The sequence below is a fragment of the uncultured Gemella sp. genome (genome assembly GCF_963525875.1).
GTDB lineage: Bacteria > Bacillota > Bacilli > Staphylococcales > Gemellaceae > Gemella.
Genome location: NZ_CAURMG010000018.1, coordinates 15,914 through 37,111 on the forward strand (window position 1 = coordinate 15,914; position 21,198 = coordinate 37,111).

Annotated in this window: 18 protein-coding genes; 5 read left to right on the forward strand and 13 right to left on the reverse strand. The window is 29.5% G+C overall.

Features of this window, described 5'->3' with window-relative positions:
* Position 1: 1 nt before the first annotated feature.
* Positions 2-1,144 carry an FtsX-like permease family protein gene (locus RWQ73_RS04740; RefSeq protein WP_314406939.1) on the forward strand — a complete coding sequence of 381 codons (1,143 nt, stop codon included), beginning with the start codon at positions 2-4 and terminating at the stop codon, positions 1,142-1,144.
* Between the two features lie 48 nt (positions 1,145-1,192).
* Here the strand turns inward: RWQ73_RS04740 and RWQ73_RS04745 are convergent, their stop codons facing one another.
* The 11 genes from RWQ73_RS04745 to mbhE form a co-directional block, all read right to left on the reverse strand.
* A complete protein-coding gene (locus RWQ73_RS04745; RefSeq protein WP_314085217.1) occupies positions 1,193-2,143 on the reverse strand; it encodes a metal ABC transporter substrate-binding protein in 951 nt (316 codons plus the stop codon).
* 223 nt (positions 2,144-2,366) lie between these two features.
* Positions 2,367-3,200 carry a metal ABC transporter permease gene (locus tag RWQ73_RS04750; protein WP_314085219.1) on the reverse strand — a complete coding sequence of 278 codons (834 nt, stop codon included), beginning with the start codon at positions 3,198-3,200 and terminating at the stop codon, positions 2,367-2,369.
* Positions 3,193-3,921 carry a metal ABC transporter ATP-binding protein gene (locus RWQ73_RS04755; RefSeq protein WP_314406941.1) on the reverse strand — a complete coding sequence of 243 codons (729 nt, stop codon included), beginning with the start codon at positions 3,919-3,921 and terminating at the stop codon, positions 3,193-3,195. The genes RWQ73_RS04750 and RWQ73_RS04755 overlap by 8 nt, the downstream gene beginning before the upstream one ends.
* A gap of 770 nt (positions 3,922-4,691) precedes the next feature.
* Positions 4,692-6,035, reverse strand: a complete 1,344-nt coding sequence (gene glmM, locus RWQ73_RS04760) for a phosphoglucosamine mutase (protein ID WP_314406942.1) — start codon at positions 6,033-6,035, stop codon at positions 4,692-4,694.
* A gap of 292 nt (positions 6,036-6,327) precedes the next feature.
* On the reverse strand, positions 6,328-6,696 hold the full coding sequence (locus tag RWQ73_RS04765; RefSeq protein WP_314406944.1) for a monovalent cation/H(+) antiporter subunit G: 369 nt from the start codon (positions 6,694-6,696) through the stop codon (positions 6,328-6,330).
* The gene (locus tag RWQ73_RS04770) at positions 6,683-6,973 is read right to left on the reverse strand and encodes a monovalent cation/H+ antiporter complex subunit F (protein ID WP_314406946.1); all 291 of its coding nucleotides are present in this window, start codon (positions 6,971-6,973) and stop codon (positions 6,683-6,685) included. The genes RWQ73_RS04765 and RWQ73_RS04770 overlap by 14 nt, the downstream gene beginning before the upstream one ends.
* Positions 6,966-7,463 carry a Na+/H+ antiporter subunit E gene (locus RWQ73_RS04775; RefSeq protein WP_314406947.1) on the reverse strand — a complete coding sequence of 166 codons (498 nt, stop codon included), beginning with the start codon at positions 7,461-7,463 and terminating at the stop codon, positions 6,966-6,968. Before RWQ73_RS04775 ends, RWQ73_RS04770 begins: the two co-directional genes overlap by 8 nt.
* 2 nt (positions 7,464-7,465) lie before the next feature.
* Entirely contained in the window at positions 7,466-8,947 is a 1,482-nt protein-coding gene (locus tag RWQ73_RS04780) for a proton-conducting transporter membrane subunit (RefSeq protein ID WP_314406949.1), read from the reverse strand.
* A complete protein-coding gene (locus tag RWQ73_RS04785) occupies positions 8,940-9,299 on the reverse strand; it encodes an NADH-quinone oxidoreductase subunit K (protein ID WP_314085233.1) in 360 nt (119 codons plus the stop codon). The genes RWQ73_RS04780 and RWQ73_RS04785 overlap by 8 nt, the downstream gene beginning before the upstream one ends.
* Entirely contained in the window at positions 9,299-9,724 is a 426-nt protein-coding gene (locus tag RWQ73_RS04790) for an MnhB domain-containing protein (protein ID WP_314406952.1), read from the reverse strand. Before RWQ73_RS04790 ends, RWQ73_RS04785 begins: the two co-directional genes overlap by 1 nt.
* Positions 9,714-12,080: a hydrogen gas-evolving membrane-bound hydrogenase subunit E gene (gene mbhE / locus RWQ73_RS04795; RefSeq protein WP_314406953.1), complete on the reverse strand. Its 2,367-nt coding sequence runs from the start codon at positions 12,078-12,080 to the stop codon at positions 9,714-9,716. The genes RWQ73_RS04790 and mbhE overlap by 11 nt, the downstream gene beginning before the upstream one ends.
* Positions 12,081-12,471: 391 nt before the next feature.
* Here mbhE and deoD point away from each other — a divergent pair, with 391 nt between their 5' ends.
* Both deoD and RWQ73_RS04805 read left to right on the forward strand, forming a co-directional pair.
* The gene (deoD, locus tag RWQ73_RS04800; protein ID WP_314406954.1) at positions 12,472-13,182 is read left to right on the forward strand and encodes a purine-nucleoside phosphorylase; all 711 of its coding nucleotides are present in this window, start codon (positions 12,472-12,474) and stop codon (positions 13,180-13,182) included.
* 26 nt (positions 13,183-13,208) lie between these two features.
* Entirely contained in the window at positions 13,209-14,930 is a 1,722-nt protein-coding gene (locus RWQ73_RS04805; protein WP_314406955.1) for a phospho-sugar mutase, read from the forward strand.
* Positions 14,931-15,193: 263 nt separating this feature from the next.
* Here RWQ73_RS04805 and RWQ73_RS04810 read toward each other — a convergent pair whose 3' ends face one another.
* Positions 15,194-15,694, reverse strand: a complete 501-nt coding sequence (locus tag RWQ73_RS04810) for an acyl-CoA thioesterase (protein ID WP_314406956.1) — start codon at positions 15,692-15,694, stop codon at positions 15,194-15,196.
* 217 nt (positions 15,695-15,911) lie between these two features.
* On the opposite strand from RWQ73_RS04810, the gene pepT reads away from it, so the two are divergent.
* Entirely contained in the window at positions 15,912-17,138 is a 1,227-nt protein-coding gene (pepT, locus tag RWQ73_RS04815) for a peptidase T (protein ID WP_314406958.1), read from the forward strand.
* 315 nt (positions 17,139-17,453) lie between these two features.
* Positions 17,454-19,445: a methionine--tRNA ligase gene (gene metG, locus RWQ73_RS04820; RefSeq protein WP_314406959.1), complete on the forward strand. Its 1,992-nt coding sequence runs from the start codon at positions 17,454-17,456 to the stop codon at positions 19,443-19,445.
* A 215-nt stretch (positions 19,446-19,660) separates the two neighbouring features.
* On the opposite strand, the gene RWQ73_RS04825 is transcribed toward metG, so the two are convergent.
* Positions 19,661-21,198, reverse strand: a 1,538-nt coding sequence (locus RWQ73_RS04825; RefSeq protein ID WP_314406961.1) for a DUF5776 domain-containing protein, incomplete at its 5' end; no start/stop codon positions are given.

Below are 21,198 nucleotides of genomic sequence, written 5' to 3' on the forward strand. Positions count from 1 at the left end.
TATGCTAGTACAGTTAAAAGATTTAAGAAAAGCAATTGCAGTAGTGATAGTAAGTTTTTGTGCGGTATTTATAACTACACTTTTTTCTAACTTATATTTAGATTTGAAAGGCCTAGATATTACGGGATTTAATATAATGCAGAAAAAGTTTTATGATGCTCAGCTTATTGTTTCTAAATTTGTAGTTATTATAACAGGAACTGTCTTATCAATAAGTGCAGCCGTAATGTTAATATTCTATATAAAACAATTTATTGATGATTCTAAACATAAAATTGGAATATTAAAAGCTCAAGGTTATAGTAATAACTTTGTAGCATCTAAGTTTTCTATTTTTGGATTTTTAGTATTTTTAGGTTCATTATTAGGGTATAGTAGTTCGCATTTATTTATGCCGAAATTTTATGAGAGTAGAAATACAGATAATATATTATCTGAACTTACAATGAATTTTCATCCTAAACTTTTATTAATAATGGTTATATTACCATCATTATTGTTTTTAGTAGTATCAATTGTGTATGTACTGTTTAATTTAAATGTACCAACGATTAACTTACTTAAACAAGTAAATTTGACAAATAAAAAAATTAGAAAAAGAAGATTTAGACAATATAAAAACTTTTTTAAAGAATTAAGAGCAACAGTATTATTTAGTAATAAAACTCTATTATTCTTTGTTATTTTTGCTGCATTATCATTTTCTTCAATGATTCAAATGGCATTTGGTATGAGGGATTTCGTTGATGGAACAATAAGGATTATGATGATGGTAATAGGTGTGATATTATCGTTATCTATATTATTAATTTCATTAGAAGTGATTGCTAGTAGTAATATAAAAAATATATCTATTTTAAATATTATGGGATTTTCAAAAAGTGAATGTTCAAAAATAGTATTATCAGGTTATAGAGTAGTAGCATACATAGGTTTTGCTGTAGGAACAGTTTATCAGTATTTTTTAATAAGAACATTACTAAAAGTTTTATCTAAAAAATTAGATAGCGAAACAACATATAACTTTGATTTAATTTCAGTAATTGGTAGTTTTATAGCATTTGTATTAATATATGAAATCTTTATTTTATACTATAGTAATAAGATAAAAGGTTTAAATGTTAAAAAAATTATGATGGAATAAAAATAACAACTCCTTGTATATTTATACAGGGAGTTGTTTTAGGAGTAATTATTTAGCTAATCCTTCAGCAATTTTATCTAAATTCCATTTCATCATGTTGTAGTAGCTATCTCCGTTTTGACCTGGTTCAGCAATTGAATCAGTGAAGATTTTTTCGTAAATAGGAATGTTAGTATCTTTTGATACTGTTTGCATTGGACGTTCGTCAACACTGCTTTCTACGAATAGAGAAGGTACTTTAGTTTTACGTAATTTTTCAACTAGAGTTTTGATTTGATCTGGAGTTCCTTCTTCTTCAGTATTGATTTCCCAAATGTAAGCAGATGGTACATTGTATGCTTTAGAGAAGTATTTGAAGCATCCTTCACTAGTTACGATTGTTTTTTTCTCTTTAGGAATGTTATTGAATTTCTCTTTAGCTTCTTTATCTAATTTAGAAAGTTTTTCTAAGTAAGTTTTAAGGTTAGCTTCGTAGAAATCTTTATTCTTAGGATCTTTAGCTTCTAATTGCTTAGCAATGTTTTTAGCATATATCATACCATTTTCAAGGTTTAACCAAGCGTGTGGATCTTCTTTACCTTTTTCATTTTGACCTTCAAGATAAATTACATCAACACCTTCACTAACAGCGTAGTAATCTTTATTTTCTTCTTTTTTAGCATTTTGAACTAATTTTGTAAACCAAGCGTTACCACCAGTTTCTAAGTTAATACCGTTGTAGAAGATAAGATTAGCTTGAGATGTTTTTTTAACATCATCAGGAAGTGGTTCGTATTCATGTGGGTCTTGACCAACTGGTACGATACTATGTAAATCAATTTTATCACCAGCGATATTTTTTGTAATATCGGCGATAATAGAGTTAGTTGCTACTACTTTTAATTTTGTAGCTTCGTTAGAATTTGAATCTTGTTTAGCGCTAGAACAAGCAAATAGTCCAACGGCTAGAGTAAAAATAAGCGCTAAGAAACTTAATTTTTTAAAACCTAATTTTTTCATATTATAGGCCTCCTTTATTATTTATTATTTATTTGTAAAAACAAAAATAAAATAGATTTACATAACTAATAATAATCATTATCAATTAAAACCCCGAAATAACTCCTCTAAATAAACTCATTTTGGAAGTATTTTATTTTTTAATGAGTTTATTTAAAGGGGTTATTTATATTTAATTAGATTAATACTATCTTATTATTTGTAAATTATTACCAAAATTATATTATTTTTTATGTTTAACAAAGCGTTGTTTTGGAGCAATAAAGAAACTTATTGCAAAAACTATAGCAGATGTTAATACGATACTAGATCCAGCTGCAATATTGAATGAGTATCCGATAAACAATCCAAGTACTGAGCAAGATGCACCGATTGTAGATGATAAAAATATCATTGTTTTTAGGCTGTTAGCATATAGATATGCAGTAGCAGCAGGTGTAATTAGCATAGCTACAATCAGAATTGTTCCAACACTTTGCATTGCTGTAACAGATACTAGAGTTAATAATATCATTAGTAGGTAGTGGTAGAAGTTAACTCTCATTCCCATCGCCTTAGCTAATAGTTCATCAAATGAAGTTAGTAGTAATTCTTTGAAGAACAACTTAATTACTAAAAGTACGAAAATTCCCACTCCAATCGTAATGTACATATCAATATCTTGTACTGCTAATATGTTACCGAATAAGATATGGAATAAGTCTGTAGAACTTTTTGCAACGCTTATTAAAATTACACCTAATGCAAGGAATGAACTGAATGTAATACCAATTGCTGTATCACTTTTAATAATTGAATTTCCTTTGATAAATGTTATGATAATTGACGCTAATAGTCCAAACACAATAGCACCAATAAAGAAGTCAATTCCTAAAATGAATGATAGAGCAACTCCAGGTAGAACCGCGTGTGAAATCGCGTCTCCCATTAAAGACATTCCCCTAAGAACAATAAAACAGCCTACTGCTCCTGCTACAATACCTATGACAATAGCAGTAATAAGAGCGTTTTGTAAGAAATGAAAACTATAAAGTCCATCAATAAACTCTTTAATCATTATTTTCACCTCCAGTAAAGAATAAGTCAGTGCCATAAGCTGTAGTTAAATTAGTTCTTGTGAAAGTTGATTCAGTATCACCAAAAGCAATAACTTCTTTATTAAGCAATAGAACTCTATCAAAATATGAATGAACTTTTCTCAAGTCATGGTGAACTATTAATATTGTATGTCCTTTATCACGAAGATTTCTAAGTGTATTCATGATAATCTCCTCACTTACAGAATCGATACCAACGAAAGGTTCATCTAAGAATATATATTTAGCATCTTGTACAAGACAACGAGCTATTAATACACGTTGGAACTGTCCACCGGATAGTTCACTAATTTGTCTATTAGAGAATTTCTCTAGACCAACTAACTTTAAAGCGTCGTCAACTTTTTGCCAATCAGATTTTTTTAATTTTTTTAGTATTCCAATCTTAGAATATAAGCCAAGAGAAACACATTCTCTAACTTTTATTGGAAAGTTGTAGTCAATATTTATTTTTTGCTCGACATAAGCAACATTGTCAAGATTTTCTTTTGCAATCTTGTCATCAATTTTTGAAATACCAGTTGAGGGTATTATATTCAAAACGGCTTTTATTAAGGTAGATTTACCAGCACCGTTAGGCCCTATTATACCTGTAATTCCAGGTCCTTTAATTTCTAAATTAATATTAGAAAGGGCAGGAGTTTGGTTATAAGTAACATTTAAATTTTCTATCTTTATCATACTTGTCCCTTCTTATTTTATTTTGTGTTTATACATTAAAGTTTACCTCAGGAAAGAAAATAAGTCAAGTAAATTTTGTTGTATTCAGAAAAAAAATATGAAGAAATCTAAAAAACTACACAAAAATAATAAGTTTTTGAGAAAAAAATATAGAGAAAAATAAAAAAACCTACCTTACAAAAAATATTGTAAGGTAGAAATAAGGGAGTAAATATGAAAAGTCTTTATTATAAGCTAGGGAGACTTATAATAAAAGAACATATGAAGTAATATAAAAATTACTTCACTTATAAGTATAACAGAAGTATATACAAAAAACAAGAGGAAAATACAATTTTTTTTGAAAAAGTGATGTATTTTTTTGGTAAAATATTAATGGAACCTGGTTTATACAAAAAGATAAAATATTTGCTAATAATACAGTGTTTTATTTATATATTAACTATAATCAATGCTACTATTACAGTAAATAATATGTGATTTGTATTTACTGTAAAGGTGTAAATATATTGTTGTTATATATATGTACTATGAATGATAATAAATTATTAAAAAAAAATTAATATAATATTAAGTTAATAATTATATGGTTAAAAGTAGTGAATATAAAAAAATGTTTGAGAAGGTGTTTTGTTCGTTAACTAAAATTTGTTGGCTTTGAAGTTGATATTTAATAGAAATTATTTTATGATTGTATATCTACTGAATATAAAAAATAAAAAGAAGTTAGATGTTAGTACTAACTCCTTTTTTTAGTTTATTTTTTTAATTTATTTTATTTCGAATTTTTCTCTAACAATTCTAGCGACTTGTTCACAATACTTATCTGTAAGTTCATCACTGCTGGCTTCTACCATAACACGGATAAGGTTTTCTGTTCCGGAGGCACGTAATAAAATTCGACCGTTACCTTCTAATTCTTTTTCAACTTTTTTACACTCATCTAATATCTCTGAATCTTCCATGGCAGCTTTTTTATCTATTACTTTGATGTTTACTAGTTTTTGAGGGTAAATACTCACTTCGTTGGCCAACTCTTCTAATGATTTACCAGATGATTTAATAATGTCTGCAAGTTTAACTGCTGTAAGTATACCATCACCAGTTGTTGCATAATTCATAAGTATAATATGACCTGATTGTTCACCGCCTAGTGAGTAGTCATTGTTTCGCATTTCTTCTACAACATATCTATCTCCAACCGCAGTTTTTATTGATTGAAGACCGTGTTCATCTATTGCTTTGTAGAATCCAATGTTACTCATTACAGTAGAAACGACCATGTTATCTTTTAATTCGCCACGGTCTTTAAGGTGTTTTGCTAAGATAAACATAATTTTATCACCATCTACGATATTTCCTTTGGCATCTACAGCAAGGACTCTATCTCCATCTCCATCGAATGCAAATCCCATATCTACATCGTTGTTTTTTACGAATTCAGCTATAGTGTTAATTTTTGTAGATCCAACATTATCATTAATGTTAATTCCATTAGGTTGACAACCAATAGTTTCAATATCAGCTTCTAAATCACCGAAGATAAAAGGAGCTACACCAGTTGTTGCACCATTAGCACAGTCAAGTGCAATTTTAACTCCAGATAAATCTCCTGAAATGGATTGTTTAATGTGTTGAATATATTTTTGGCTTAATTCATTCGCACCGTATAGTTTTCCAATTTTTTCAAAACTAACATTTTTAATCTCATCAGAGTTATCGATAAGATGTTCAATTTCTAATTCTTGTTCGTCTGTAAGTTTAAATCCATCAGGACCAAAAATCTTAATTCCGTTGTCTTGATAAGGATTGTGTGAAGCTGAAATCATGATACCACTATCAGTCTCTATAGTTTTAGTTAAATAAGCAATTGCAGGTGTAGGAATTGTACCAATTGTCATTACATGTACTCCAGTACTAGTAAGACCAGCTGATAGTGCATGTTCAATCATATCGCATGAAATTCGCGTATCTCTACCTATTATTACTTTTGGATGTTCTTTTTTTTCAGTAAGTAATTTACCTAGAGCTTTACCTACTTTAAAACTCAAATCGGCAGTAAGTGATTCACCTGCGATACCACGAATACCGTCTGTTCCAAAATATTTTCTCATAAAAAAATGACTCCTTGTTTTATAATCTATATGAATATTACTATATAAAGTGAAATAAGTCAAGATTTTCATAATATTGAATTACTTATGAAGTCCTAAATATTAGGTATCGGATAATTTTAAAACTAATTTTGTGGATTATAAATTTGTGTTTTTGGAAATAAGTTTTGTCAAAATAGTAAATTCTTATTTTATATTTATTTTCAAAAAAATATTTTGTAAAGAGAATTAAAATATTAATAAACCACTGAAACAAATATTGTAACAGTGGTTTTTGATGATTTATTAGAGTTTATTCATTTAGTTTTGCTATATCATCTAATACTTTTTTAGCTTCATCCTTATTATTTTTCGAATATACGTGTTTATTATATATAATAGCACTTATAGAAATCATATGCGCAGATACAGGTGCTGCTAAGAATAAGAATGCAATAGCTAAGAAAAATTTAAACTCAAATACATGTAAGTATCGATAGAAATAAACAAATCCAGCTATAAGAACTAATTCAACAGCGAAAGATCCTGTAACACCAGCAGCATGAATTTTCGTCATTTCATCTGGTAATCTTATGAACCCAATGACAGTAGCTAACATAGCAATGATTGAGGCTAAAATTAGAAGTATGATAATAATGTCTAAAATGTTATTTAGTATCATCGCTAAATACCTCCTTTTTAGCTAAGAATCTAGCGGTAACAATAGTTCCGACTAAACATATAATTGTTATTATAAGTATTAGAGAAATGTATGAAAAAGTTTTGAAATACATACTTACTAATACTATCAAACAAATAAGAGGCATAGCAAGAAGATCACTTGCTATTAATTTATCGAATATACTAGGTTTTTTTACAATATATATTAGTAAGAAACATATCATCGCTATACTAGCAAAAATACCTAGTATAATAGAGTATTCTAATATTTTATCCATCTAAATCGACCTCCAGTATTGCTTTTTCAAAACTATTTTTTATACCTTCAATCTCACCAGCAATATCATCAGTGTCTAAGCAGTGAATGTGCAGGACTTTATTATCATGCCCAACGTTTACTGTTAGAGTACCTGGTGTTAATGTAATCATATTAGCAAGTAGTGTGATTTGCCAATTTTTTTTCACTTCTAAAGGATATTCAAAAATAACAGGATTAACATCAAGTTCTTTTTTAAACATTAATTTTAGTACATTTATATCAGCTTTTAATAATTCAATTAAAAACATTAAGATTAATTTTATCCATTTATAGACATATATATAATAAAGTTGTTCTCCAAGTATATTTTTTGCGAAGGTATTTCTGAATATGAATAGGAGAATCATTCCCCAAAAGAAACCTACAGCGAAATATTCAGAGTTGTAGTTACCTGAAAAGAACGTCCATATTACGCCAACTAGTATATTAATTAAAAATTGTAGTGCCATAATTATGCTCCTTTCTTAAGTACTAAATCAATATAGTGTTGTGGATTTAATACCATTTGTATACCTTTATCGAAGAAACTATCTAGTAGATTAGTACTAATTCCTATAATAAGTGCTATAGTAACAATAACAATCAGAGGAATTTGTACTCCTTTAGGAAGTGGTCTTAGAATTAGGTTTTTATTAATATTATCGTAAAATATATTTAAAAATATTTTAATTAGAGAGTAGAAAACTACCAATCCTGATAAAGCTACTAGTACAGCTATAAAGGTATTATTGTTTGTAACTAAACCTTTAATAATCAGTGCTTTACCATAGAAACCACTAAATGGTGGAACTCCGGCTAATGATAAAACTACTATAAAGTATATCCAACCAAGGAGAGGGTATCTATTTATTAAACCACATTTTTGAACATATTTAACACCACTAACATAGATGATTAATCCAACTATGATAAATAGAGCGGCTTTTAAAAGTATATCATTAACGGCGTAGAATAAAGCTCCTTTAACACCAAAAGTGTTTAATGTAGCAGTTCCACATACCATAACACCTAGTGAAATTACTATATTGAAGATTACTATTTGTTTTAAATCTTTTTGATAGATTGCACCGATACAACCTGCTACTATAGAAATTGCTCCAAGTATTAATATATATGATTTAATAAAACTTGACTCATAATAGAATAATCCGTATGTTCTAATTATTGAATATAGTCCAACTTTAGTAAGCAATGCTCCAAATATTATTGAAATTGCTATTGGAGGTGCTGCGTATGATCTATTCATCCATGTAAATAGAGGGAATAAAGCACCTTTCATACAGAACACAAATATCATTACAGCTCCAACAAGATATAATCCGCGTCGATCTGCCATTGATGAGATTGTTTGTGAGATGTATGCCATATTTAAACTACCAACAATTGTGTAAAGATATCCAATGCTAATAACAAATAAACTACCAGCAAATACATTCATTAGTACATAACTTATTGAAGATTTAAGTTGTTCTTTATTAATACCTACTAGTAGTAGTAAGTATGATGACATAAGTAATATTTCATAGAAAACAAATAAGTTGAAAATATCACCTGTCGTGAACGCTCCATTAATTCCGACCATGATTAATAGGAATCCTGGATAGAAGAAGCTAAGTTCACGTACTTTGTCAATTGTTTTAAATGAATATATTAAAGTTGCCAGAAATACGATAGATGATGTAGTTACTAAGATACTATTTAATCCATCTAGTGTTAAAGTGATACCAAATGGACTAGCCCAGTTCCCCATTTCTAGTATTAGTATTCGATGTTTATCGACTAAATAAATATTGTAGATAGAAAATACTAAAACTAGTAGAGTAGCTAATGTAGTTAATAAACGTTGCATTGCTATTCTTTTTCTAAATAATACTGTAATTGCAGCAAATAGAAGGGGTATAAAAATTGGTATAACAGGTAAATTACTATGCATTTTTTCTTTCCTCCTTCATATTATCTACATCTTCAAGATCAATTACATTATCGCTTCCTTTTAGTTTGTAGTTAGCTATATAAATTGAAATTAATAAACAAGTTACCGCAAAACCAATTACGATTGCAGTAAGAATAAGTGCTGCAGGGATAGGGTCTATATAATTTTTTCCTAACTCTGAAATAATAGGAATATCACCATCATATAAACCTCCTGCGATTAAAATTATTAAGTTGGCAGCATGTCCAAAAAGACCAACTCCAATAATAATTCGCATCATACTCTTTGAAAGCATTAGGTAAACACCAAATCCAACAAGAATACCACATAAGATAATCATATAAAATTCCATTATTTACCATCCTTTCCGAAAGCCAAAATAACTGACATTAGTACTCCGACAACTACAAAATAGACACCTAAGTCAAATATTGCAGCTGTGTGTAATTCCATTTCACCCATTATAGGAACGTGAATGTGTGTAAAGTGATGTTTGAAGAAATTTTTTCCGACTACAACACCACTGAAAGCTGTTCCGATTGAGAAAAGTAGTCCGATAGCAGTAACGTAAACATAATTAATAGGAAGAAGTTTAGTCACTTTATCTATTCCATATGTAAACATTGCTAGTGCTAATGCCATCGTACAAAGAAGTCCACCAACGAAACCACCACCAGGAAGGAAGTGACCACCAAAGTACAAACTAAGTGAAAGTAGGAAAATACATCCTGAAATAATTGCAGATAATGATTTTAAGATTACATCATTAGTTTTCATCTTTTGGTCCTCCTCTTTTAATAATTTTAAACATTGCATAAATTATCAATGCTACCATTGTCATAACTGTGATTTCAAATAAGGTATCAAATCCCCTAAAGTCAACGATAATAACATTAACTATATTACCACCACCGGAATCAACTACATTATCAAAGTAGAATTGGCTGATTTCTGATGGATTTTTATATGCATATGATACTAATCCGATAATAGTAAAACTAATACCAGTTAATGCAGCAATTATTGCATTTGTAAGTTTAAATTGATATTTTTCTACTTGTTTTGTTTTATCTGTTAATAAGATAAATGCAATTAAGAAAATAATAGTAGAAATTGATTCAATAACAAATTGAGTCATTGCTAAGTCTGGGGCTCTAAATGTAACATATAATGCAGTCATCATAAACCCAATTCCAGAAGATAAGATAATAAGAACTAAACGATTATATACAGTTGTAAGAGCAACACAACAAATCAAGATACATATACCAATGAAAATATTCATGTAATGAATTGTAGAAAATTTATTGATTAACAGTGGTCTTCCTATTGCAAAATATCCACCAATAATAGTTGCTGATAAAACTAAGAATATATAACTCATATTTCTTCTAAGTTGATTAGTGATAAATGAATCATGTAAATATCCACTTATTTTATGTAATAAAGCACCTCCGTTATCATAAGCTCCATGGATGGAAATGATTATTGGATTTAATGAATAAATACCGTTCTCACTAGCAAATACTTTGTAAATCCCAAAGCTTGCAATTATTACAAATATTGATGTAAGTAGCTCGCTCGATAAGAAAGTGTCATGATGAATGTGAGTTATTACTTCGTTATTTGTAATTTTCACAGCTAGAGCAGCTTGTTGAGCTGGGACTACAACGAAGTCTTTTATAAATGTATTAATTATAACAAATACTACAAGTATTATAGGTGAGATGAAAATTCCGTTACTAGGAAGATGTAATTTTTTCTCACCAAGTACGTTGTTGTTAAATGTACCTAAGAAAGGTTTAAAGGCAAGTATTAGTGAATAAATTGCCGTTCCTAAGGCTCCAATAACAACAGATATTACAATAACCATGTACAACATACTAGATTGTGTTAATCCATAGACTACTGTTAGGAAGTATTCTTTTGAGTAAAATCCACTTAAAGGTGGAATTCCAGCCATTGAAAATCCAGCTATAACACTAAGTATAAAGCTAAGTGGCATGAATTTTTTTATTCCACGTAATTTTTCAATATCTCTGCTGTGGAATGAATGATCGATAATTCCAGTAATCATAAATAAACATGCTTTAAATGCGGCATGGTTTATGATGTGGAAGCAAACAGCATAAAATGCAAAAGTATAAACATAGTGATTATCATTATATAATCCAAGGTTTGCAATACCAATCATAAGCGTCATCATACCAAGTTGACTTATTGTAGAATAAGCTAAGATTCCTTTTAAATCTTTTAAGAATATTGCAGATATAGAACCTATTAGCATTGTTATTGTTCCGAAGATAATTAAAATATTACCAAATGTAGTAGAGAATGAGAAAATAATACCAATTCGAAGCAGTAAGTAGATACCAGCTTTAACCATTGTTGCTGAGTGTAAATAACTACTGATTGGTGTTGGAGCAGCCATTGCATCAGGTAACCAAATATGGAATGGGAATTGAGCAGACTTAGTAAATGCACCAAATATTATTAAAATCATCGCAATTAGATATTTACTGTTATATCCATGATTTTTAGTGAATTCTATTACTTCACTAATATTAAAGCTACCTGTGATATTATTTAAAACAAATATTCCTGCTAACATTAATACTCCACCAGAAACAGTAATGATTAATGATTTTAGTGCTCCTTTTCTTGAAGCGTCGTTTTCATGCCAATAACTAATTAGAAGAAATGAAGATACAGAAGTCATTTCCCAAAACATATACATACTAAGCATATTGTCTGATAAAACTACTCCCAACATAGCTGACATAAACATTAGTAGGAATATGTAAAATTTATGTAATTTTTCATCTGTAATACTCATATAATAGCAAGAGTATAAGATTACTAGAGTACCAATTCCTGTAATCAGTAAAGCAAAAAGGAGTGATAAACCATCTAAGTGTAGATTTAAATCGAGTCCCACATTAGAAACAAATGCTAGTTTTTTATAAATTGTTCCACCTAAATAGATATTCTTAATATTTGAAACAAAATACCCAAACAGGATTAATGGAACAATTATAATAAATTTCCCAGTATGTATGTTTTTAAAGTTTGTCCTTAAGAAAGGTACAAAAAACATAGCAATTATTGGTAAAAAGACAGCTAATTGTAACATAAAAAAACCTCTTTCTTATATATTTTATTTATAACATTAATTATATACCAAAATTGATTAAAATACTATTAATATTCAAGTTTTATATAATTATTTTTCAATTTGAAATGTTTGTAATTACAAGGTATCGTTATAATGTCAAATGAAAGCGATAAAAATTAGTGTTAATTAGTAAATTAAACTAAAAAATATAATTTTATTTTTCAAGGATAAGAATTATATGTTATAAAAAGTATTAATTTAAATTTAAAGGAAAATAAGTTATTATAAAGTCTTTGTTGTCAGAATATTTATTAAAAAATAAAGATAATTATTTTTTTAATATCTCTTGTTTAAGAAGAGAAAAAAAGGTATAATAAAGTTATTAATATATTTACAGGGGGACTATCTGATGTCACACAAACAAACACCACATATTAAACCTAATGGAGTAGAAATCGCAGAAACGATTTTATTACCAGGGGATCCACTTAGAGCAAAATTTATTGCAGAAACATTTTTAGAAGATGCAGTATGTTTTAACGAAGTGCGTGGTATGCTTGGATATACTGGAACATATAAAGGTAAAAAGATTTCTGTAATGGGAACAGGTATGGGACCAGCTAGTATCGGTATTTATTCTTATGAATTAATTCATACTTTTGGAGTTAAAAACTTAATTAGAATAGGAACTTGTGGAGCTTTACAACCAGAAGTGAAATTATATAATGTAATTTTAGGAATGGGTTCATCAACAAATTCTAACTATATGCACCAATATAATATTCCGGGGAACTACAGTTTAACAGCTTCGTTTGATTTGTTATTAAAAGCATACAATAGAGCTCAAGAAATGGGGCAAGCAGTACACGTAGGAAACATCTTATGTAGTGAAATATTCTATAATGCAGATGAAAAAGCTATGGAAAATTGGATTAAAATGGGAGTTTTAGCAGTTGAAATGGAAAGTACAGCATTATATGCCAATGCAACAGCTGCTGGAGTTAATGCTCTAACTATATTGACAGTTAGTGATTCATTAGTAACAGGGGAAGAAACTACACCAGAAGAAAGACAAACAGCATTTACAAAAATGATGGAAATTGCTTTAGGTTTAGCATAAAAATAAAAAATAAGAGGTAATATGATATGAGTAATTATCAAGAATTATATGAAAAATGGTTAAATAGTTCAGCTTTAACAGAAGATGAAAAACTTCAATTAAAAAATGTAGCTGACGATGAAGTAGAAAAAGAAGATAGATTTTATAAAGAATTAGAATTCGGAACTGCGGGATTACGTGGTAAAGTAGGTATGGGTTCTAACAGAATGAATAGATTTATCATTGCTCGTGCTACAAAAGCATTAGCACAAACTATCATTGATAATGGATTGCAAGAAAAAGGTATTGCTATTGCTCATGATCCGCGTCTTTTCTCAAAAGAATTTGCTAAGTTAGCAGCATTAGTAATGGCTAGTAATGGAGTTAAAGCATATTTATTCGAAGACTTACGTCCGACTCCTGAATTATCATTTGCAGTTCGTTATTTAGGAACAGCTAGCGGTATTAACATTACAGCAAGTCACAATCCTAAAGAGTATAATGGATATAAAGTATATTGGCAAGAAGGATCTCAAATCAAATCTGATATAAGTGATAAAGTATTAGAGTACATTAACTCTATGGATATTTTTGATAATTATGTTACTTTAACAGAAGAAGAAGCACAAGAAAAAGGATTATTAGTTTATATCGGACAAGAAATTGATGAAGAATTCTATAGAGAATCTTTAAACTGTGCAATTAATGATGAAAATATTGATAAAAACATTTCTGTAGTTTATACACCATTAAATGGAGCTGGATACAAAGCTGTAACAACAGTTCTTGCTCGTCGTGGATTTGAAAATGTACATGTTGTTGAAGAACAAAAAGATCCAGATGGGACTTTCCCAACAATTGAATATCCAAACCCAGAAGACACTGCAGCATTTGAATATGGTGAAAGATTAGCTAAAGAAGTTAATGCTGATGTAATTATCGCAACTGATCCTGACTGTGACCGTCTTGCTGTAGAAGTAATTCACAATGGTGAAGTAGTTTCTCTAAATGGTAACCAAGCTGGTGCAGTATTAGTTCAATATGTTATTGAAAATCTTGCTAAGCAAAATAAACTTCCTGAAAATCCAGTGCTAGTTAAGTCTATCGTAACTTCTAAAATGGTTGAGCCACTTTGTAAAGAATATGGAGTAGAAGTAATCGATGTTCTAACTGGATTTAAAAACATTTGTGCATTACCAAATGAATGGGATATTACAGGTGAGAAAAACTATGTAATGGGATATGAAGAAAGTATTGGATACAATGTTGGTACATTCCTACGTGATAAAGATGGTGTAACTATTGCTATGTTATTAGTAGAAGCAGCAGCATTCTACAAAACACAAGGTAAAACATTAGTAGATGTACTTGACGGATTCTATGAAAAGTATGGTTATTACTTAGATAAAACTATCTCAATCGTTCTAGAAGGAGCAGCAGGTGCTCAAAGAATTAAACGTATGATGGAAAAATATCGTGAAATTTTTGCTCGTGAAATAGCTGGAAGCGAAGTAGTAGCAATTACCGACTACTTAGTACAAAAAGAAAAAACTGTAGCTACTGGTGAAGAAAAAGATATCGAAATCGAAAAAACTGATGCTGTAAAATTCAGTTACTCTGATGAATCTTGGTATACTTTACGTCCAAGTGGAACAGAACCAAAAGTAAAACTTTATGTATACGTTAAAGATGCAGATAAAGAAGTTGCTAAAGAAAAATTAGTTAAATTTGAAGAAAAAGTATTAGAATTACTTTATTCAATTGATTAATACGAAAATAGTAGGAAGATGCACTTTACTCAAATTTGGGTTAGTTTCTTCCATAACTTGAATTTAGTATACAACCGAAAAAGGGGCTGACCTATAAGACCTAAATTTTAACAAAGTGTATATGATAACTCATAGACGCAGTGGTTTATTGATATCTAAATTCGCTTTATAAAAGCTTTTTAGATATCTAATAAACTTTGCGGGGGTGACTCGACAAAATCGATTTCTACGAAATCACGATTTTTGAGTCACTCCCTTTTTCACTATTTATTGTAATATTTTAGATATTCTTTACAGAATTGTCTAGCTGTTAATTTTCCACTTTGTCTATCTGCGTATGATTCACTAACAAATTTTGAAATTTCATCAGTGTATTCAACTTTTGGTAAAGGATTCTCAAGTACTGTATCTTTGTTAATTGCAAAAGTTGAAAAACATATACCTACTAAACGAGTATGTCTAGTTTCGTGGTTAAATGCACTAAGTTCAGCGAAAATTTCAACACTTCTAGTACCAACTCTTGAGATATAACTGTCGATAATTAAGGCTTCGTGTCTATGTACGACATCTAAAAATTGATATGTATCAATACTTGCAGTAAAGAATGGTAGATGAGTATATCTGCGGATTACTAAACCCTGCACGTCATCAAGCCAATAAAGTGTTTGTCCTCCAAACAGAGTATCGTGTCTGTTCATATGGTTAGGATAAATAGTATGAAAGTTTTCAATCCTAGTATCTTTGTAATTTATAACTTCTTGCATGAAAAAGTTCTCCTTAAAACATAATTTACTAATGTCTAATACTAAATTAGAATACATATGTAATTGTAACATAAAAAAACATTAAAATTAAGAAAATTGTTTATGAAATTAGAAAAAAGGATGCCTAATATATAAATTAAAAATAGTATAGTATAGCCTTTACATTTTGTTGAAAAGTATATTATAATAAAAGAAAATACAAATGAGGTGAAGAATAATGAAATATGAAACTATGTTAGAACGTTTTTTAGGATATGTTAATTTTAAATCTAGATCTAGTGCTGCTAGTATGACAATTCCGTCTACTCCGGAGCAAAAAGATTTTTTACGCATGTTAAAAGGTCAATTAGAGGAATTAAATCTTAGTGATATAGTTCTTAATGAGGAAAATTGGTTCTTAACAGCAACTTTGCCAGCTAACACAGACAAACCCTACGATAGAATAGGTTTTATTTCTCATGTAGATACAGCTGATTTTAATGTTGAAGGAATTAATCCGCAAGTTATTGAAAACTATGATGGTAATGATATTGTTTTAAATAAAGAGCAAAATATAGTAATGACTACAGAAGAGTTTCCAAATCTGCATAACTATAAAGGTTTAACTCTTATTACAACCGACGGAACGACATTACTAGGTGCTGATGATAAGGCTGGAATTACAGAAATAGTTGAAGCTATTAAATATTTAAGTGAGCATCCTGAAATAGAGCATGGAGATATTCGTATTGCTTTTGGGCCTGATGAAGAAATTGGACGTGGTGCTGATCATTTTGATGCGAAAGGCTTTGCTACAGACTATGCATATACAATGGATGGTGGAGTTCTAGGAGAACTTCAATATGAAAGTTTTAACGCTGCTCAAATTACGTATAAAATTACAGGAGTAAGTGTGCATCCTGGTACAGCAAAAGGTAAAATGAAGAATGCTAATATGATTGCTGCTGAATTAGCTTCGTTATTCCCGGAAAAAGAAGTTCCTGAACATACTGAAGGCTATGAAGGGTTCTACTTACTACATAATATGCAAGCTAGAATAGAGGAAGCAGAAATGGTTTATATTATCCGTGATCATGATAGAGAAAAGTTTTTAGCTCGTAAAAAATTTGCAGAATCAGTTGCTGCTAAAATTAATGAAAAATATGGAAATGTTGTAGAATATGAATTATATGATCAATATTATAATATGGGTGATGTAATAAAAGAAGATAAACGTTGTGTCGATGTGGCTGAACAAGCTATTAAAAATGTAGGGGTAACACCATTAATAATTCCAATACGTGGAGGTACTGATGGATCTAAGATTTCTTACATGGGAATTCCTACACCTAATATTTTCGTTGGAGGAGAAAACTTCCATGGACAATATGAATTTAGTTGCTTAGAACACATGAAAAAAGCAGCGGATACAATAGTTGAAATTGCTAAACTGGCAAAAAAGTAGAAAAAATCACACCTTGGTGTGAGAGATAAAAATAATTTGAATTATAATCTATAACTCTAATACTTATAAAAGTATTGGAGTTATAACTATTTGAAAATATGATAATTATTGTAGTAGTTACTTGGAAAATATAACTAACTGATAATTGAAATTATTGGAAATAATCCTAAAAAAATGGTTTGTACCTTTATTTCATACAAAAATTTTTAGAAATTAGAAAAAAATTAAAAAAATCATGCAATAGCCTCAAATATATGGTACAATAGTAATGTATATTAACTAAAAAATTGAAATGAAAGTGAGGATGGTTGTAAGATGACAAAAAAAACATTTTATGTTACAACTCCTATTTATTACCCAAGCGGTAACTTACACATAGGGCATGCGTATACAACAGTAGCGTGTGACGCTTTAACAAGATATAAAAAATTAAGTGGATATGATACATACTTTTTAACAGGTACAGATGAACACGGTCAAAAAATTCAACAAAAAGCTCAAGAAAAAGGAATTTCTGAACAAGCTTATGTTGATGAAATGATTAAGGATATTAAAAAATTATGGAAAGCTATGGATATAGATTATAGTAAATTTATCCGTACTACAGATGACTATCATGAAAAAGCAGTAGCTGAAATTTTTGATAGATTAGTAGAAAAAGGTGATATCTATCTTGGGGAATACAAGGGATGGTATTCTATTAGTGATGAAGAATATTTCACAGAGACACAGCTTCAAGAAGTTTTCAGAGATGAAGATGGAAATATGATTGGTGGTATTGCGCCAAGTGGAAATGAAGTAAAACTAGTTAGTGAAGAATGTTATTTCTTTAAAATGAGTAAATATGCGGATAGATTGGTAAAATACTATGATGAACATCCTGAATTCATTTTACCTGAAAGTAGAAAAAATGAAATGCTAAATAACTTCATCAAACCGGGATTAGAAGATTTAGCTGTTACTCGTACAACATTTGATTGGGGAGTAAAAGTAAAATCTAATCCTAAACATGTTGTGTATGTTTGGATTGATGCCTTAGTTAACTATATTACAGCTTTAGGTTATGCAACAGGTGAGAGTGAAGAACTATTTAATAAATATTGGCCAGCTGATGTACAAGTAGTAGGTAAGGAAATTGTACGTTTCCACGTAATATATTGGCCAATTTTACTTATGGCCTTAGATTTACCTTTACCTAAGAAAGTTTTTGCACATGGTTGGTTACTTATGAAAGATGGTAAGATGAGTAAGTCTAAGGGGAATGTAGTAGATCCATATATGTTGATAGAACGTTACGGACTAGATTCAGCACGTTATTACTTATTGCGTGAAGTTCCATTTGGGCAAGATGGAATTTTCACACCTGAAAGTTTTATTGATAGAATTAATTCTGATTTATCAAACGACTTAGGAAATCTATTGAATAGAACTATTTCTATGATCAATAAGTATTGTGATGGAGTAATTCCAAAGTTTGTCGAACCAACCACTGAATTTGATAAAGAATTAGTTGATTTATCAAAAGAAGTTATTACAGAGTATGCAGAATACATGGAAAATATGCAGTTTTCAAAAGCATTAGAATCAGTGTGGAAGTTTATTTCTAGAACAAATAAGTATATTGATCAAACGACTCCATGGATTCTAGCTAAAGATGAAGCTAATCAATCTGAATTAGATAAAGTAATGAACTATTTAGCAGAAAGCCTTCGTATAGCTACAATTTTAATTTCTCCTGCTTTAACTAAAGCACCAGCGGAAATTGCTAAACAATTAGGAATTAAAGAAGATTTATTAGTTTTCGAATCAGCTAAAACATTTGGTGTATTTGATGGAACTGTAAAAGTAGTAGAAAAACCAACTCCAATCTTCCCAAGATTTGATAAAGAAGTGGAAGTAGAATATATAAAAGAACAAATGTCTCCTAAAGCACTTGCTAATCTGGAAACTGAATCAAAAGATGATACATATGTTGAACTTGCTAAAGAAATTACAATAGATAAATTCTTTGAAACATCTTTAAGAGTTGCACAAGTCTTAGAATGTGAAAAAGTTAAGAAAAGCTCTAAATTATTAAAATTTAAATTAGATTTAGGAAATCATCAAAGACAGATAGTTTCTGGTATTGCAAAATACTATGATCCAGCGGAACTTATTGGTAAAAAAGTTGCAGTTGTAGCTAACTTAAAACCAGTTAAACTGTGTGGAGAATTAAGTGAAGGAATGATTTTATCAGCGGAAAAAGATGGGGTTTTACGAGTAGTAGAAATCAATGCTGATATTCCTAACGGAGCAGAAATAAGATAATAAAAAAGGGGACTTAGCAAAAAGTTCTAAATACATAAGAAAATTTATAATAGCAGTGCTATATTTATATCTAAGCTCATTTTATAACACTTTTAGATATAATAAACTATGCTGGGGGATGCCTTGATAAAATCTTTTATTGAGGTATTCCTTTTTTCATAAAGTAAATTTGTTAAAAAAATCCACCTAAGATACTATCAAAGGTGGATATAATATTAAGATGTAGTTTTTTGGTTATTTTGAGAATTGTTCTTGTTGTTATTATCAATGTTTTTTGATTTTGGTGTTTCTCTATTTACTTCAGTTACACGTACAGGGTTAACTGGTACAAATGAACCGTCGGTTACATAGTAGATTAATCTATTATTTGTAATTCCTATACCATTAATATTTAATTGAGCACCATTACCAAAAGTAACTCTCACTTTACTTACTGACTCATCAGAGTAAACATTTTGAGTTGCTAGGAATTTAATAGCAACAGGGCGAGAAATGAAGTTATCAAGTTGGTCAGTTTTTGTGTCAATAGTTACAAATTTTTCATTTGCTGTAATAAATTGTCCTTGGAATTTTCCAGATGAAATATGATACATTAGATAACCTGCAGGAGAAACTATTTTATTTACAGTAAACTTAGTACCTGGCTCAATTACATCTCCTTGATCTGACCAACTAGCAGATTTAAACGCGTGGATTTTCTTGGAAACAGTAACTTCACGGTTAACATCGAATGAATAAGATGTGAAGTTACCTGCTAGTTTTGCAGTAATCTCTTCATCTTGAGCATCAGAATCAATACGCGCAGCTTCAGCCTTCTCTTGAGCAGCTAAAATTTTTGCTTTTTCTTCAGCTTCTTTTTGTTTTTTCATCTCTTCAGTTGTATCTACTGCTGTAGTATTAGCTTCTCCAAAACTCACATAGTGTTCTTTAGCAGATGAGATGAATTTTAAAGTAATTAAAAAGAATATTGAAAGCAAAGTCGCTAAAATAATAGAAGTAGCTATTTTTACTTTTATATTTTTAGAAATATTTTGTATTTGAGGATAATCTTTTACATTTTTTCTTAAAATATTTTTATTTATAAATGCTTTAAGATAGAGGATAGATACTAAAAATATATTTTTTATTTTATTATCTATGTATTTGATCTTGAATGCTGTTTCATCTTCGTTAACAACTTCTTTTTTAATGCTATGTATCTCTTTCTTTAGTTCATCGAGTTTGAGCTCGATTTCAAGATTTTTTTGAATCTTTTCAATTATTTTCTTCTCAGATGCAATATCTTTTAAAATAATTTGCTTTTGAGATATTAAACTACTAAGTCTTTTTTCTTCAAGAGTTATTTTTTCTTTATCTTCTTTTCTATTTTTAAGAGTAGCTAGGGTAAGTTTTTTTTCTTCAATTTTGTCTTCTAATGATAATAAAGAATTTTGTAATGAAAGTAGTATATTTTCATGTTCTCTCTTTTCATTTTCTTTTTTTAGAAATTCTATTTTCTTTTTGTCTTCTAAGAGTTGGAACTCTTTTTCTTTTCTTCTATATTCTCTTTTTCTTTTTTCAGCTTGTTCTTTTTCAATACGCTCTCGCTCGTGTTCTTTTTCGCGAGCGATACGTTCTTTTTCAAGACGTTCTTGTTCACGTTTTTCTGCTTTTTCTTTTTCAATACGCTGACGCTCAAGCTCTTTTTCACGAGCAATGCGTTCTTTTTCAAGACGTTCTTGTTCACGTTTTTCTGCTTTTTCTTTTTCAATAC